This is a genomic window from Leptospira andrefontaineae (genome assembly GCF_004770105.1).
In the GTDB taxonomy this organism is placed as follows: domain Bacteria; phylum Spirochaetota; class Leptospiria; order Leptospirales; family Leptospiraceae; genus Leptospira_B; species Leptospira_B andrefontaineae.
On record NZ_RQEY01000016.1, the window covers coordinates 243,788 to 261,577 of the forward strand.

8 protein-coding genes are annotated in these 17,790 nt (G+C 39.2%); 1 reads left to right on the top strand and 7 read right to left on the bottom strand.

Features of this window, described 5'->3' with window-relative positions; translation table 11 throughout:
- Positions 1 to 6: 6 nt before the first annotated feature.
- Together EHO65_RS11130 and EHO65_RS11135 are read right to left on the bottom strand one after the other, a co-directional pair.
- Positions 7 to 453 carry a holo-ACP synthase gene (locus tag EHO65_RS11130; RefSeq protein ID WP_135774302.1) on the bottom strand — a complete coding sequence of 149 codons (447 nt, stop codon included), beginning with the start codon at positions 451 to 453 and terminating at the stop codon, positions 7 to 9.
- The gene (locus EHO65_RS11135) at positions 450 to 10,358 is read right to left on the bottom strand and encodes a type I polyketide synthase (protein ID WP_135774304.1); all 9,909 of its coding nucleotides are present in this window, start codon (positions 10,356 to 10,358) and stop codon (positions 450 to 452) included. The genes EHO65_RS11130 and EHO65_RS11135 overlap by 4 nt, the downstream gene beginning before the upstream one ends.
- Positions 10,359 to 10,729: 371 nt before the next feature.
- Here EHO65_RS11135 and EHO65_RS11140 point away from each other — a divergent pair, with 371 nt between their 5' ends.
- Entirely contained in the window at positions 10,730 to 11,860 is a 1,131-nt protein-coding gene (locus EHO65_RS11140; RefSeq protein ID WP_135774306.1) for a carbon-nitrogen hydrolase family protein, read from the top strand.
- Here EHO65_RS11140 and EHO65_RS11145 read toward each other — a convergent pair.
- The 5 genes from EHO65_RS11145 to EHO65_RS11165 form a co-directional block, all read right to left on the bottom strand.
- The gene (locus EHO65_RS11145) at positions 11,857 to 12,273 is read right to left on the bottom strand and encodes a response regulator (RefSeq protein ID WP_135774308.1); all 417 of its coding nucleotides are present in this window, start codon (positions 12,271 to 12,273) and stop codon (positions 11,857 to 11,859) included. The two genes, EHO65_RS11140 and EHO65_RS11145, sit on opposite strands and share 4 nt — an antisense overlap.
- Complete coding sequence (locus EHO65_RS11150; protein ID WP_135774309.1) at positions 12,270 to 14,177, bottom strand: ABC transporter ATP-binding protein; 1,908 nt, start codon at positions 14,175 to 14,177, stop codon at positions 12,270 to 12,272. The genes EHO65_RS11145 and EHO65_RS11150 overlap by 4 nt, the downstream gene beginning before the upstream one ends.
- A 5-nt stretch (positions 14,178 to 14,182) precedes the next feature.
- Positions 14,183 to 14,761: an anthranilate synthase component II gene (locus EHO65_RS11155; protein ID WP_135774311.1), complete on the bottom strand. Its 579-nt coding sequence runs from the start codon at positions 14,759 to 14,761 to the stop codon at positions 14,183 to 14,185.
- Positions 14,758 to 16,182, bottom strand: a complete 1,425-nt coding sequence (trpE, locus tag EHO65_RS11160) for an anthranilate synthase component I (protein WP_208744067.1) — start codon at positions 16,180 to 16,182, stop codon at positions 14,758 to 14,760. Before trpE ends, EHO65_RS11155 begins: the two co-directional genes overlap by 4 nt.
- An 86-nt stretch (positions 16,183 to 16,268) precedes the next feature.
- Positions 16,269 to 17,432 carry an acyl-CoA dehydrogenase family protein gene (locus tag EHO65_RS11165; RefSeq protein WP_135614301.1) on the bottom strand — a complete coding sequence of 388 codons (1,164 nt, stop codon included), beginning with the start codon at positions 17,430 to 17,432 and terminating at the stop codon, positions 16,269 to 16,271.
- Positions 17,433 to 17,790: the final 358 nt, after the last annotated feature.

Below are 17,790 nucleotides of genomic sequence, written 5' to 3' on the forward strand. Positions count from 1 at the left end.
TTTCTCCTAAAATATCAGGAGGACTTCGGAAAATGCATAATCCCCTGTATGGCTGATGCTCAACCGGATCGAATTCGGTTTTAAATTGTTGAGATAGATTTCAAAATTCCCGTAAAAACGAAAATAGGGACGACCATAATCGTCATTACGTATCTCTATCTCTGAATAGTTTACGTTTAGATCGGGTTTTTGGAATAAACGATATCCATCCAATGCCTTGATCAACGCTTCTTTCGCAGCGTATCTTCCCGCAAAAAAACTTGCTCTTTGATTTTCAGGTTTTGTTTGTCCCTTCTTTCTTTCCCAATCTGTAAAAGTAATTTTAAAGAAGAAGGTAGCCTTATCCTGTAAACTTTCCTTGAACTCAGGAATATAAGTGAGATCTACTCCTACGGATGCATAAGGATTGGTAACGGATGCAAAATTAGGAAGAGTTTGTGATTCTAGTTTCATCTTTTCTCTTCCTGTTTGGATCTATAGTTTGCATCCAGAAGAATACCGATTTCTTCTTCCTGGAAGTAGGACTTTGTATGTCTCTCATACAAAGGTTTTCCTAAACCCATTCTGATCTCATGGTATCTGTTTCGATTTCTGATCTCTCTTTTTCTTCTCAACTTCAGATAAGTTTCTCTTTGTTCAGGAGTAAGTGCTGCTAAGAAATAATCGGAATGAACGAAAAGGCAAAGCGCTCCCACATGTCCGAATCCCAAGGTAGTTAACATTCCGGCTTTAATATTATGTTTACCGAATGGAATACTTTCGTCCGTAAAGGTAATGAACTGATAATCGTTCATATCCGGATCCACTTCTTCCAGGTTTCGATTTCCAGTTACGATACCTTCTTCTAAAGTTTGTAAGATCCCAATGGTCTGCCAAGCCGCAGCTCCACCTTTGGAATGTCCAGTAAGCGATTTTTGAGAAACTACAGGTAATAGATTTCCAGGAGTTCTTCCTAACTTAGATAATAAATTATACAAAAGTTTATTTTCATTCTTATCGTTTGCTTTTGTAGAAGTATCATGTTTGTAAGCTACACCTATATCGTCTGCAGTAAGTCCGAATGCGGATAACGCGTTTCTTAAAGGGGATTTTTCTTTTTCCGATTCAGCTCCTAAGGATAAAAGTCCTAGTCCAGGTGCTGGAATAGAAGCTTGGATCCCGTCGGTTTTAGAACCTGCATAAGCCAAAATTCCATAAACAGGAAGTCCTGCCTCGAGAGCCAAGTCTGCTCTTGCAAGTAAGACGACTCCTCCTCCTTGTGCTTCAACGAATCCACCTCTTCGGATATCGTTTGGACGGCACATTCCTTTAGGATCGATACCTTGTTCCAACATTTCTACACTGCTTGCGGTTGCTTGCATGTCTCCGAATCCAACCAAACTTTCCATTGCAAAATCATCGAAGGCGCCTGCTAACATAAAGCCTGCTTTACCTTCTTTCATTAAACTCGCCGCCATTTCCAAAGATATTCCCGCAGTGGCGCAAGCTGCGACTGGGGTTTGAACAGGACCATATCCTCCTACATAAGAAGTGAGAGCCCAAGCTGTCGTAACGTTGATCAGAGACTCTTGTAACGCGTCATGTTGCCTTTCCTTTCCGAGTAAGAAATCGTGGAACATTCTTTTAAGTTTGCCCATACCTCCCATACCGGAGCCGACTGTGGAACCTACGAGTCCAGGATGTAGGAACCTATACAATTCCATTGGCTCCATTCCGGAGCGTAAGAATGCTTCGCATGTGCAATAAAGATTATATACTGTGATAGGATCTACTTGAGCGGTGAGATCTTTGGTCAGTCCGTACTTTGCCGGATCCCATCCTTTCGGGATTTGTCCTGCAACTTTTCTATTGAAGTCGGAAGCTTTTCGAGCTTTGATGGTGCTTCCTTTTTTCCTTCTCACGAACCATTTATCTTTTTCGGAATCATGATAGATTTCCGTAGCTTCAGGTTCTGCCTTCTTAAATTCTTCTGCTTCTTTTGAGTTAGAAACTGGAATGAAAAAATCTTCTTCCAATACTACATCAACAAAAGAGAATAACGTGGATGGGTCGAAGCCTACACACTCTTTATCGATGATCCGGATCCCAGTATGAGCCAAGATCTTTTCTTCATATTTGGATTTGATTTCCCATTCGGCGACAGCCTCTCCTGTTTCAGAGTCAGTCCAACTTCTTCCTTTATCCGCAGCTTGGTACTTGATAAATCCCATCATCCAAGCAAGCTCAAGAGCTGCTTCCAGAGAAAGTGTTCCTGATTTTTCCAACTCCCATCTGGTCATGGAACTACCTGCCGGCCCGAGTTCCGCAAAACCTACAACACAAATAGTTTGAGATAGATCTAATTCCTTTAAATGTCCTATCTCATTTAGTTTCGCTTGAGAAGGAACGGAAGGATATTTATACACTTCCTTGGGCAAGTATTCTCTTGTTATAGTTTCATGTTTTTCTAATAGAATTTTACCTTTAAGGGAAAAAGTTTCCTTTTTGATCTTTGCTTCCGAGAGAATATCTGCACGTATCTTTCCTAAAGTTTTTCCTAGATCGGTTTGAGAATCTAAACCTCCTGTGAAATTTGCCTTAGTGATCTGTTCCGAAGAATGGAATACGCAAGTATGGATCAAATTTCCTAAAAGAAATCCCATTTCTCTTCTGGAGAATGTAAGCACTCCTGATTTTTCTTCCAATGCTTGGGCAACAAGATCGTTGGCTTCCATGAGGCCAGTTCCTCTTACCCAACCGATCACACAACCGTGGATCCTTGTATGTTTTCCCCAATCGTCTTCTTCCGAGAATTTTTTGCGGAACAAAGTTTCGAGACCTAATTTGGTCTCCGCATACATTCCATCTCTTCCGAAGATCCCATGATTCGGGGAAAGAGGCAAAATTACATGAAGCGGAGAAGTTTCTGTAGGATTGTTTTTTACTCTTCCTAAAGTTCCGATCAACTTCTCTACGCCGAGTAACATGACTCTCAAGGATGTTAAAGAAGAATCATCTAATTGTGATCCTGTATTTTCTTCTCCGACTGCTCCGAATGGAATTAGAACGTCCGGTTCCCAATCTTTTTGTACCAACCACTCTGATAAAGAACGTATGTCTTCGAATGATCCTTGAGAAAAAGGAACCAAGGAGAGAGAAGCTTCTTTGGCTCCGTATTTTTGGAATATTCTTTTATAGAACTTAACCTTTTCAGAAGAATATGAAGTAGTGGTTAGGATAATATCGGCGCCACCTGCGAGTAACACGAATACTGTCTCTAATGCGATTGAGTTTGGGCCTCCGCCTGTGACTAAAACTTTCAAACCTGAGAAAGAAATCCCTTCGTCAGAAGAACGTAAAATGGAGTTTAGAATAAACTCTGTTTCTTGCCCATTTTCTGCCCAACTTCCTCCCTGGTCTTTACTTGTTCCGATCGAGATTTTTCCTTGGAAGAAATCCTTTAAGCTAGTAGAATATTCAATTTCTTTAAAGTTTAAATTGCCTTCTTCGGAGATCTCTATTTTAGGACGTAATACTGAGTTCTCTACTTGGAAGATTGGCTTTCTATTTTGATCCCACTTTAAAGAAAGTGATGTTAGATACTTTCTTTTAGATTCTATATTCTTCTTTTCTTCCGGGAATTGGATCTCGTCCTTCTCCAGGATTTGATCCCAATATTTCAAAACTTGGGATAATAGAGGGCTTGCTTGATTCGCAAAATATTTTTCTTCTTCCTGGCTAAAACCGCTCGAAGTTCCTATTCTGAGTTTAGTTAGACTTTGTAGTAGTTTTTTCTTTGCCCATTGTTCCGAATTAGAAAAGCGAACAATTTTCTTTTCTTCAAACAGAGAAGAAGGTGCAGATTCAGCCTGGATCTTTTGCCTAGCTTCTTGCAGGGAATTTAGGTCCTTTATTAAAAATTCTGCAAATGGATCTTCTCCTAAAAGTCTGGATTGGAAGTTCTTAATTGCTTTTCCAAAAATTCCTTCTACACCGAAATACTTTCTTTCTAATTCCTCTAAGGCGGCAGCGTCAACTTTCGCTCCTCCACTTGATCCTGAATTATTTGCGGAAAGTTTTCCGATCCTAATTCCCTTGGATTGAGCAAACAGGTCTACCGCTTTATCCAACCATTTAGACGCATCTTTAGGATTTCCGATACGAGAGTTTAATGCAATGGGACTCAATGCACCTCTTCGTAATGAGTCCCCCTCTCTAACATATAAAGGAAGAAAGATACTGACTGCAAAAATTCCAGAGGTGCTTAAGCCTCTTTCTTCTTTTAAGTATTTAAAGATTTCTGTTCTACCAAAATCTGGCGGGAAAAATTTCTTCAAAGTTTCTTCGAAAGAAGTTCTAAGATAAGGTCCTGGTTGTGTGTATCCAGATTGTTCTTCTAAAGATTTTACCAAATCTTTTAAGGATTTTTCATGAGCTCCATCCAAACTTGTTGTTTTGAATTCTGCTCCCAAATCCGCCATGACTTGATTTCTTTTGGAAGAATTTCCTCCGAAAAGAGTATCTATATTCTCATCATCCGAAATTTCTTCAGGTCGAATCCCCGCTTTCAAAGAAAGTAATACGAATAATGCGTCTTTTTTAGTAAGATTTACGGATGCTTCTTCTCCACCGAATTGTTGCGACTCTTGAGCGGTTTCTTGGATTTGTGTTGGCGCGTTCTTAATTTCTACCTTTAGGATCGGAGCTTCTATTACAATTGATTCCGGGGTTTCTCTTAGTTTGGAAAATTCTGCAGATTCGCAATCTTCTAATTCAGAAAAGACTAGATTCCGATTTTCTTCTATATGTAAAATTTCAAAAGAAGAAGGATCCGAAACTTCTCTTAGTGTTTGCCTTGCCATACCTGCAAGATCTCCTCTTGCTCCAAGGTCGATCAACCTTCTGACTTTCAGATCTTGGAAGAATTGATCCTGGGTCTTGATCCATTGCACAGGCATTGCAAATTGGTAGGCGAGTAATTCGATTAGCAGGATCCTTCTGAGTTCTTTGCCGGAAAGTTTCTGATTTTCTTTTAAGATTTTTTCTAAGATTGGACTTCCTGAAACTTCTCCAACATACTTAACAAATTCCTTATCAATGGAGAATGGTTTCGCTACTAAATTCGGTAGATATTTTCCATCTAATTCTTCGAAACTGGACATTAGGGGAATATTCGCTTCTAAAGTTTTTCTGAATTCTGCAACTCCGTTGACTAAGACCCTAGAATGAAAAGGTACATCTATTCCTTCTAATCGAATGGTAGTTTTTTTGCCTCTTACGATCTCTTTAAAACGATTTTCCATTTCTGTAAGAGCTTTAAGATCGCCTGTCACAGAATATTGTTTATCTCGGATATTTAAGTTAACCACTTCCAAAGGAAGGCCGGTCTCTTCTTTGATCTGTGCTACAACTTTTAGAATAGTTTCTTCGTCCAAACCTACATGACGATTTCCTAATACTACGCTCATGCCGAAGGGACTTCTTCCTTCTTTATCCCTTGGAACCAGACTTTGCATTGTAAGTCCTCTTCCATACACAATGCGGATCACGTTCTCTAATCCCAAAAATCCTCTCGCGGATAAAGCTGAGAATTCTCCGAGAGAATGTCCTGCAAATGGCGCTTCCTGATCTAAGAACCCTCTTTCTTTTAAGATCTCCCAATCCGCCATGGACTTAGTGACTAACGCGACTTGAGTAAATTGAGTAAGATGAAGAACTCCCTTTGGGTGATTCCAAACTTTTTTCCCAACTTTCAATGACGTGGGATTGTCCTGTACAATTTTTAAAAGTGAGAAACCTAACTCGTCTCTTGTAGTATTTTCCGCTCTTTGCCAAACATTTCTTGCTTCCGGAAATTCATCTCTGAGTTTCATTCCCATTCCTTGGGACTGAGAACCTTGGCCTGTGAATACATAACCTGTTTTTTTAGGAGAAATAGTTGCCTTCGCGCTTAACTTCCTTTCTCCATTTCTATTTTCCAAGCTAACGGATAAAATTTGAGATCCTTTCTTCTGAGAAACATGGACTGCCTCTAAAAGTAACTCTTCTCCTAAATAAACGGGAGCCTCGAATATCTCTTCGAAGGAAGATAATCTGGACGGGTCTCCCTGACATACATCCATTACGATTTGTTTAATTACTCTGGAAGAAGTCCAGAGCCCGTGAACAATTCTGTCTTTCCAGCCCGCGTATTTTGCAAAATCAATATCCGTATGAATTGGATTCGTATCCCCCGAAGCCGCAGAATATTCGCTCATATCGGAAGGAGCATAAAAAGTTTCGGAGATAATTTTATAAGATTTTGCGAGCGAAATTTCTGAATCTGCTTCTGTAAGGTTTAAGAAGAATCTATCAAAAGTTGTTGGAGTTCCAACAGTGGTTTTTTCTTCTAATTTGAATTTTCCCCACGCTTCATAATGAGAGCCTGAAACTTTTTCAATCCTACCTTCGATTGCATGAAGTTCTTGGTTTGCGCCCAAAGAAAGAATAAGACGGTTAGTAGAACTGAATTTTAATTTAAATCCAACTGAGCTTGTTTCTTGACCTTCTTTTTTATAAATCCAAGGGATAGAATTTATAAGATTGGATTCGGCATCCGATTTGATCAGAATACTTTTTTCGAAAGGTAAAGAATCAAATTCTTCGAATTTAGAATAGGCATCTCGGATCAAAAACCCCGTTTGGAAAGAACAGATCTTCTTTCCTTCTTTTGAGATTTCTCCTAGGATCTGGATCTCTTGGCTCGAGCCTAGTTTACGAACTTTTGCAAGTCTTGCTTTGGATCTTAGTTTATCGCCCGGAACCAAATCATTTGTTTCTTTTTCCCACTGGAAATTTTGAGAGAAGTGTAAAAGTCTAAATAGATTCTTATTTTCTAATGTAAATAAAGGAGAGAGTAATACTTTCCATGCGAAAGCGGTGCTCATTCCGAGAGGAGGGTTAGGATCCGATTTTAGATCCGTTCTTCTTAATTCTCCGATTGCTTTTCTGAAGTTTAATATGGATTCCTTATCTATTACGATCTCGGATTCCAATTCTTGTGAAATATTCTTGGAAGAATTCAGAACTATTTTTTGCTCTAACCCCCATGTTTTCAAATAGAGGTCAAGACCGGATTTTTCTCTAAAGGCAAGATCTTCTTCTATAAATGATCCTAAAGTTTTTCCTGCACTAAACTTCCTTTGGAAAGGGATGGCGGTTCCATCTTTAGGATGGTAAAAAAACAGCTTTAACTCTGCGGAATCTTTTTCTGAAAGTTTTAATTCTACTTTTAGTTTGTTTTCTTCCCATACTTGGATCAGTAGTAATTCTCCTGAGCCGCTTGTTTCCCAAATGAATTTTCTGCCAATTCTTGGTTCAAAGAATAATTTTAGATCGGATGCGTTTTGATCAATTTTAGGGGATTTTAATACAGCAGTAAGGAAACCTTTCCCTAATTCTGCTAAACAGAAGATCCAATCATTTGGATTTATATCAAGGTTTTCGATTATAGTTATCGAGTTATTGCGAATTTGCTCCTCTGGAAACAAATTTAATATATTCTTTCCTTGGGAATCCGAATCGAACAGATCTTCCCAACTAATCTTTTTAGGTTTAGAATTTTCTAAACTTATTTGTAGAAAGTTTATAAAGATAGAAGAGATCGATTCGTTTGCTTTGTGAATCCCTTTGATAGCCTTTGGTCCAGGAATCCAAGCGCAAGTATCAGGTTCTATATCGACACAATGGGAATACCATAGAGAATCGGAGCGGATCCACTTTACTAAGTCTTCATCAATAACTGGGATAAAGTTTACCGGCTTGCCGGGTCTTTTACAAACATCAAAGAAGAAGATTATATCTTCTGGTAAGATTAGAATTGTATCTGCGTTATTATATCTATTCTTCCATTCGTTTAGAAAAACATTCGGATCAAAGTCGGATCCTATTATTTCTAGTATAGAATTTTGATCTGTAGGTTCGGATATCCGAGCTTCAAATCTTTGCACTAATTCTATAAATCTATTTCTAAAACTTTTATCTATAAAAGGATGATCCGGCCAGTCTCCATCCGGGGAAATTAATCTTTGTCCGGGGCAGGTTAGCTCTAAGTATCTAGAAAGAATTTGAGTATAACTCATTTCTCCTAAATCACCGAAATAAGGTTTAGCAGTAGAATTAATCAGAGAAACTAACTCTTTCTTTTTGGATAGAACTGCTTTTTTAGCCTCTTCTGTTTCTTTTCCTTTTGTTAATTCTTCTGCAAGAGAGGAAAGTTTGGTCCAAGTATTTTCAGCATAATAAATATCGGCGCCGAGCCCTGATCTTCCGGAGATCACTCCGCCTGCGTTTTTTCCTTCCTGAGTAGTCTTCCAATTTTCAGATCCTGAGATATCTACCAATGCTTGTTTAATTTTTTCTGATGTAGCACATTCTTTGGCGGCCATAAGTCTGGTTCCTAAGAATACTGCATCCACTGGCATCGGATTTTTTCCTGCCCAGTTTCCAAATAACCAAGACTTGGAATCTTGAGGTTCTGCGATCCCTCCACCGACTGCTAAGATGATATTTTTGCAATCTCTGATCTCGCCGTAAGTAGAGCGAACTAGTTCCTCGAGGTCTTCCCAGCTATGATGTCCTCCTGCGGCGCCACCTTCTATCTGCATTAGGATTTTCGAATCCGGAATTTGTTTTGCGATAGATATAACTTGTCGGATCTGTTTTTGAGTTCCCGGTTTGAAAGAATTCAGCCAGATCCCATGAGCTTCAAAATCATTTAATATTCGAATCGCTTCTTCTGTTTCAGGAATGCCGGCTGAGATTGTAACTCCTTCGATGGGAGCTCCTTCGTTTTTGAGTTTTTTAACTAATGGAACTTGGAGATTCCATAAATATGCATCTAAGTATAGAAGATTGACGACTATACCAACTCCTGGAGGTAATTCTTTTCTAAACACCTCCATTCGTTTTCTGAATAATTCTTCTGTGACTTGTCCGCCGCCTGCCCATTCCACCAAGTATCCTTCTTTTGCGGCAGCGATCACGATTCCAGGTTCGACGGTAGAAGGAGTCATACCTCCTCCAAAGATTGGAGCTCTTCCTGTCCAAACTGAATAATTATTTTTTAAGAAAACTTTTCCGTTCGGGAGTTCCACAGTTTCCGGTTGGAATTCCTTCCATGATTTAGGAAATTCTAAACTAGTTTCTTTGGTGAAAGATCTGTATGATTCCAATTTACTTAAGTTGCGAACTAAATAGGATTTACCTTTTAAAATAGGAGAGCATAATTTTTCCGCATCTACTCCAGGTCCAAAAGATATCAGTAAAATTTTAGTTTCTTCTTTTTCTAAACTTCCTAAACAAATTTCCCAATCTAATATTTCTGCAACTGCCATTCTGGATAATGCGAGCGCAAGATCGGATTCAGTTCTGAGATCTCTTCCGTCTCTTGTATCATATAAAGGGATTTTTAGATCGGATTGTTTCGGATTGAACCCAATTCTTTTGACATCTTCTTCTAAGAGTATGGGAACTCTCCTTAATAGAGGACTATGAAATGGGGCGGAAATTTTGAGAAATGTCCAGGATTCCAGATTAGGAAAGCTAGTATTAACAAGGAAACTTCTGAACTCTAACAGAGACTCTGGAGAGCCACATACTACTCGGGCCTTTGGGCCATTCTTTAAACCTAAATAAACTGTGTCTTCGGAACTCCTATTTACATTAAATTTTTCTAATTCCTCATTTAATAAGGAATCATTTTCCGATTTTAAGGCTGCCATTGGAGAGGCGATCTCATCCTGTTTCAAAAGTCTTTTAACGGAAACATCCAGTTCTAAAATCGGAAATTCCTCTTGGACACGAATTCCTAAGCTGATCAAGTTTCTGAGTATCAGAGACAGATTTTTTAAGAATGTGGGTTTATCAGGAGAAGAAGATAGCAAGAATCCTGCATATACTCCTTGGGAATGCCCGAATATGCCGGAGGTTTCGTTAAACAATGCCTCCCAATTGGATTCGTCTTGGAGAACGCGATACAAAGCGGATGCTTGAGCTAAGAAGATAAGCGGAATACTATAAGAACAATTTTTTAAAATAGAATGATCCGGGGTTAGTTCAGGTTGGTCCAACCATTCCTTTAAATGAAAACCTAAAGGTAATGATCCTATAAGTCTATCTTTATGAATTGTTTTACATTCTTCTTCTATAGAAGAGAAGACAGTCTGCCAAAATTCAGAATTAGAATGACCTTCTTCATAGAAGGAACGTAACTCGGGAATAGGATCTATTCCTTGTCCACCGAAGGTTACAAATGTTTTAGCAGATTGAGCGGAAAGATTTTTAAAGATTGGTGATACTTGTTCAGAAGACAAAGCTCCGCTTGAATAATTCGTTTTCATTTACTGACCCTTCCATTTTTATTTTTTTCATTTATAAAGATTTCATTTGAAATGGAAGAGTTTACGTTTTGATTTCAAGAAAAAAATTTTTTACGCTTAATAAAATCAAAATCGTAATATGTGAACGCTGTTCTATAAGATGTAACAAATGCTATACATATCTATTTTTCTATTTTATAATATGAATGTATAATTATTATGCTGATGAACATTTGTTAGTTAAACAAGTTAGTTAACGATCGTTCGTTAATTATGTTTGATTATTATTCGAGATTGCCTATCTTCGTAATTGGGATATTTAAATAAATGAACGTTTGTTTATTATATATTAGTAAAATATAAAGTAATTGTAGGATATGAGAAGGAGTTATATGAATAGATATTTGTTTTACGGTATTCTGTCGGTAGTTTGTGTCTATTTGATCTGGGCTCATTCTTTTTTGGGAATTTCACCTGAAGAGAAGGGTTTTGAGACAAGTTCTTACTCTTACGGAAAGGATTTGGGTAAAGGAAATCTGATCGGGGTGGAACCTTTTATGGTTCCGGGTGATTATTCGAATCACAAAAAGTTTTTAGATAAGACTGAATCTTACTTTCTACATGCAAAACGATCCGGATGGATCACTGATAAGACCATTTTTGTTTTTCCTGAATATTACGGCACTTGGCTGGTTGTTTCAGGAGAAAAATCATCTTTATATATTTCCCCAGACCTACCTACGGGGATGATGTACTTCATTCTTAGAAATCCTTTTTCCTTTTTATACCATTTCCTTACCTCTAAAGAAAATGATAAGATCCAAGCGGCGATATTTAGGATCAAAGCAGAAGAGATGAAGGAAATCTATGAGAGCAGCTTCTCATCTCTTGCACAAAAATACAAAGTGACGATCTTAGCCGGTTCTATCGTTTTACCTTCACCTTCTGTTCAGAATGGAAGGATTGTTTTAGGTCCTTCTTCTTTATTCAATACGAGTTTTGTGTTCGGAAAAGATGGCTCTGTTTTAGGAGAATCTATTCGCAAAAAGTTTTTAACGGAGGAAGAAAAACCGTTCTTAGATTCGAATCTGAAACCGGGAACAGTCATAGATACTCCTGCAGGTAAAATGGGAGTTTTGGTTTGTGCCGACTCTTGGTATCCTGAGTCTTATTCAAATTTAAAAGAATCGGGCGCAGATTTTATTGCAGTACCTTCTTATATCAATCGAGGAGAGACTTCTGTTTGGGACCAGTCTTGGGCAGGTTATAATGGAGAGAAAAATCCGTCCGATGTAGATCCAAAAGATATTGGGAAGATCACGGAAGGGGAGGCCTGGAAAAAATACGCATTGGAAACGAGAGCCGCCAGATCCGGGTTTAAAAACGGAATCAATGTTTTCCTACAAGGAAAACTTTGGGATCTGGAATCAGATGGCCACGCGTTTATCTTGAGGAATGGAAAGCCGGAAGCCATTACGGCTTCTGAACATAATAAAAATAGAATATATAATCTTTGGTTTTAAGCTTTCAGTTTGCTCAAGAAATCTGGAGAGACCCCACTCGTAGGCAAAAGTATTACTTCTCCTCTTTTTAATGGGACCTTAGGCACCATATATTCCACTCCTGCAAACCAAGGCAGGAAATATTTACTTATCGCCATTACTCCGGAAACATCGAATCCAGTAGTGGCAATTACCTTTATCCCTTCGAATCCATCTTGGTAGATCCTGCGGATCATCCAAAGTCCGGAAGTTTGGGTTTCCATTGTTATATCGGTGATGATGGCTTTAAGCTTATGTTTATTCGCAAGATAAAGATCCCAGCCTTGAGATGCATCTATGGCACGAAGTACTTCGCATCCGTTCTCTTGGAGATAAGTTTTGAGATTATTCGCGTAACGATCATTGTCGTCTACTACAAGAACTAATGGTTTCAAGGCAGCATCCCCGCTCCGGCGTATTGGTTGTCTGTAAGTTTTCGATAAAGACCGTTTTGTTCCATTAGAGAAGTATGATTTCCTTCTTCTACAATCCTTCCGTTATCCATAACGAGGATGCGAGGAATGTCTTTGATAGTGGAAAGTCTATGTGCGATCACAAATGTAGTTCTGTTTGCGAATAATCTTCGGAATGCATCGCTTACTAATCTTTCCGACTCAGCATCTAATGCAGAAGTCGCTTCGTCTAAGATCATAATTTCAGGATCTCTTAATAAAGCCCTTGCGATCACTAGTCTTTGCCTTTGCCCGCCTGAAAGATTTAAACCTCTCACTCCTAGGATACTATCATACCCATTGTCCATTTGTTTAATGAAGTCATGAGCGTGAGCAAGTCTTGCGGCTCTGATCACATCTTTTCTGCTCGCTCCTGGTTTTCCGTAAGCGATATTATCGGCAACTTTTCCGTGGAATAAAAAAATGTCCTGAGTTACGATCCCAATTTTATTACGTAGATCTGCAAGAGAAAGGTCTTTGATATTTTCTCCATCGAACTCTATAGACCCAACACTTGGGTCAAAGAATCTAGGAATTAAATCCATTAGAGTTGACTTTCCACAGCCGCTCGCTCCAACGATTGCGATTGTTTCTCCTACTTTCACATTCAAGTTTATATCTTTTAGGACTTCCGCATTTGTTCCAGGATACGCGAAGTTAATTCCTTTGAATTGGATGGAGTTTGTGACTCTTTCTACTTTTACTTTTTCATCTTCGCTATGATCTTCCGTTTCCAGATCTATGATCTCGAAGATCCTTCTGCCGGCGATAATGGACTGCGAAATTTTTCCCACCATCTGAGATAATTGTGTTAATGGGCGTAGAAGGAAAAGAAGTGTGAGTAGGAACACCATGAATTGCCCTACTGTGAATGGAGATCCAACATTTCCTGCGAGAATGTATCTTGCGCCTAATGCAAAAAATCCAAGAGCCACCAAAGAAGAAGTTAATTCAACTAAGCTCGGTGCGATTTGCAGATAATATTGCCCTTTAAAATTCCTTCGATAAACGTTCTGATTGATCTTTTGGAATTTTTCCTTCTCGTATTTCTCCGTGTTAAAAACGCGGATCACTTTAATTCCTGAGATCATCTCTTGGAGATTCGCGTTTAGATCCGCTAATTTTTCTTGGAATCTTTCCGTAGACCTTGTGATCTTTTTTGTGAATAAAGTCACAGGCAGAATGATCAAAGGTACAGTTCCGCAAGCGATAAGAAGAAGTTCCGTATTCAAATAAAGTAATACTAAAAGGTGAGTGATCACATAGAAAAAATTGATCGTAGCATCTCTGAAATTAGAAGAGATCACTGCCGCAACAACTTCTACATCGTTAATGATCCTACTCATCAAAAGCCCCGTTTTTTCTTTAAAGAAAAAAGTAAGAGGGAGCATTTGGTTTTTCTCGAATAATTCCTGTCGGATATCCCTCACAGCCCAATATCCTGCTGTCGCAAGGCAATACACCGAAGCAAGATAGGTTATCAGCTTAAGTCCATATAAAGGAAGGATCAAAAGACAAACAGCCCAAACCACTTCCTTGGGTTCCATGTATTTAGTGCGTCCGTTAGACCATCTTTTAACGTCGATGAGTACTTTTTTAGCTCTCTCTACAGGATTTAATCGGATCTCTAAATTGGATTCTTCTTTAGCTATTATCTCTTGTTCTGCTTCTGTGAATTCGAATTGGAAGCGAGTGTTTGGATCCGCAGCCATAGTATCGAAAAGAGGAATGATAGAAGTTAAGGAGACTGCGTTCAAAACAGCAGTTAGAAGAGCAAAAGCAATACCTAATGAAAATCTGTACTTATAACGTACGGAATAACTCATTAGGCGGAAGAATATTTTCATTTGGTTTACGCTTCTGAAACGATTCGAGAAAAGTTTCTCACCAATTCCAATCCGTTTTGAGTCATGATAGATTCAGGATGGAATTGAACTCCATATAAATGAGGTTTTGTTTTGTGACGCACTCCCATGATAATTCCATCTTCGGTCTTAGAAGAAACCTCTAAAACATCAGGAAGACTTTCTGGCTGGATCACAAGAGAATGATATCTAGTTGCTAAAAAAGGAGAAGGCAAGGACTTATAAATATCCTTACCATCATGTTCTATCAAGCTAACTTTTCCGTGCATAATATTCGGGGCGTTTACGATCTTTCCGCCATGGACAAGACCAATGGCTTGGTGACCTAAACATACACCTAAGATCGGTAGTTGTCCCGCCAGTTCTTTTAAAATATCAATACAAACTCCTGAATCTTCAGGACGTCCAGGGCCTGGACTTAAGATAATCCCTTTCGGATTTAATCTTTTGATCTCGTTCAGATCGATTTTATCGTTTCGATAAACTTCTACCTTATTACCGATTTGAGAAAAATACTGATACAGATTGTATGTAAAAGAATCGTAATTGTCTACGAGAAGGATCATCTATTCCATTCTCCTTTCAATCCGTTTCTTGCAAAGTCAACTGCTCGAAGTAATGCAGCCATTTTGTTTTTGGTCTCTTCTAATTCGCCTTCTGGGGAAGAATCATAAACCACTCCACCACCTGCTTGGACGAATGCCTTCTCTCCATAAAAAGAGATAGTGCGGATCACGATTGCCATGTCTGTATCTCCTTGGTAGGAAATATAACCTAAGGCTCCAGAATAAATTCCTCTTCTGGTTCTTTCCAGCTCGTCTATGATTTCCATAGCTCTGATCTTAGGTGCGCCCGAAACTGTTCCTGCAGGTAGAGTGGCGCGGAGAAGATCGTAAACCGATTTTCCTTCTTCCAAAATTCCGGAACATTGGCTCACGATATGCATGACGTGGGAATACTTTTCTATAATTTTAAAATCTTCTACTCGAACGCTTCCTGCTTCACAAACTCTGCCTAAGTCATTTCTTCCCAGATCAACGAGCATGATATGTTCTGCGATCTCTTTCGGATCCGCTAAAAGATTCTCTTCTAAAAGTCTGTCCGCTTCCGGATTAGCTCCTCTTGGTCTTGTACCTGCGATCGGTCTTAAGTAAGTTTTTCTATCCTTACATTTTACCATAATCTCAGGAGAAGATCCTACCAAGGAAATATCATCCAACTTGAGGAAATACATATAAGGGCTTGGATTTACCGTTCTTAATCCACGATATACTTGGAAAGGAGGAACACCTGGTCGGAATTCCAACTTTCTAGAAGGAACTACTTGGAAGATATCTCCCGCGTAAATATATTCCTTCGCTTTCTGGACCGCTTTTTTATAATCTTCGTCCGGAATATTAGGAGTGTATTCTAATTTTTCTTTAGACTCAAGCGGATGTTTAACCCAACCAGGAAGTTCTCCTTCTCTGATCTCCTTTTCGATCGCATCAATTCTTTCTAATGTAGCTTCGTAACAAGCTTTAGGATCTTCGTATTCCGAAAGACGTGCATTTACAACAATCCTTAAAAGACGATCCACATGATCTACTACAAGAACCTCGTCGTATAATGCAAAGTATGCATCAGGAGCCGGTTCATCTTCCGGTTTTGTATCCGGAATATTTTCATAATAACGTACTGCACCGAAGGAAAGAAAACCTACAGCTCCTCCTTGGAAAGAAGGAAGTCTATGATCCGGAACGTATTTGTCGTCCCCCATGGAGTATTCCAATAGGAATAAAGGATCATACGTAATGATCTCTGTTTCAGGTTCTTTTCTCTTGGAAACATAGAATAGACCGTTCTTACCATAGAGAAGTCTATAAGGATCTTTTCCTAAGAAGGAATTCCTACCAACATTCTCTCCACCTTCTACTGATTCTAAAAGAAAAGAATGTTTGGCCTCGGTACCTCCCCATTTTGCAAAAAGGGACACCGGGGTTTCCAAATCCAAGAAGACTTGTTTGAAAACCGGGATCAGATTCCCGGATTTTGTTTTCTCCAGGAATTCTTCGTATGTTAAGGAAAATTCCTTCAGAGGTTCGGTCCTTCTATCCCTTTACCTTCTGTCAGGTAACGGGAGATGATCAATCTTTGGATTTGAGAAGTACCTTCGTAAATTTGGAAAATTTTAGCGTCTCTCATCAGTTTTTCAACTGGGTATTCAGAGTTAAAACCGTAACCACCTAATACTTGTACTGCGTCAGTCGTAATTCTCATACAAGCATCTGCGCAGAATACTTTAGCGATAGAAGCTTGGTAAGTATTTCTGAAACCATTATCGATCAACCAAGCAGCTTGGTGGCAAAGAAGTCTTCCTGCTTCTATATCTCTCGCCATCTCTGCGATCATAAAGGAAATAGCTTGGTTCTCCATGATAGGTTTACCGAATGCAGTTCTAGTTTTAGCATATTCTAATGCATGTTCCATGGCTGCTCTTGCAACACCAACTGCTCCGATTGCGACACCAGGACGAGTATGATCAAACGCTCCCATTGCGATCTTAAATCCATCGCCTTCTTTACCGATCATTTGGCTTTTGTGAACTTTCACTTCTTCGAAAGTGATTCCTCTGGTGTCGGAACATTTTTGTCCCATGTTCAATTCTTTTTTGCCAACGACTACACCTGGGGTTTTGGAACTAACTATAAATCCTGTAATACCTTTATGACCCGCAGCAGGATCGGTTTTAGTAAGAACGAAGAACCAGTCCGCATAACCTGCGTTAGTAATCCACATCTTGGAACCGTTGATAATATATTCATCTCCAACTTTTCTTGCAGTAGTGCGGATACCCGCGACGTCGGAACCTGCACCAGGTTCAGTAACTGCATAAGCGCAGAGTTGGAATTGTTCTGTCATAGGCTGAATCCATTTTTTAAGGACTTCGTCGCTTGCTCCGATAAGAACCGGTGCTAATGCAAGGTTGTTTGCAAGGATCGCAGTCGCCATTGCGGAACAACCCCAGAATAATTCCTCTCCGATGATAGTATCATCTAACTCGGTCATTCCGGCTCCGTTATATTTTTCCGGAATATGGATATTCATTAAGCCTATTTCCCAGGCCTTTTTCAAGATCTGAAGAGGGTATTCTCCAGTTTTATCGTGATGCTCCGCTTTTGGGCGGATCTCATTTTTTGCAAAATCTCTGGCAAGACCTCTAAGCGCTTTTTGATCGTCTGAAAGAGCGAAATCCATTATAACTAAACCTTGATTGGAATGAGGTAGACCGGTACGGATAAAAATTCCCGGTGAAAAACCCTAAGGAACAGGTTCTAAGCGGAAGGGTACCGAGTCAAGAACGTACGATTGGATTAGAAGAGATGGGAAGAATCCGGAAATCGTTTAAATGCCGAATATGCGGCATCGGGTTTGGGTCTCATGATTGGAAATAAATTTCCAATCATGAGACAAAGAGCGAAAAACTCTCTTCCTCTAAGACCCGAATGTGTTTTGAATTAGTTCCATGTTGGAGGTTTCAAGATCTTCTTTTAAATATGTTTTATAAAAAAAGAAGAAGGCTAGATTAGCGAAATTTTATATAAACTTTTGAATT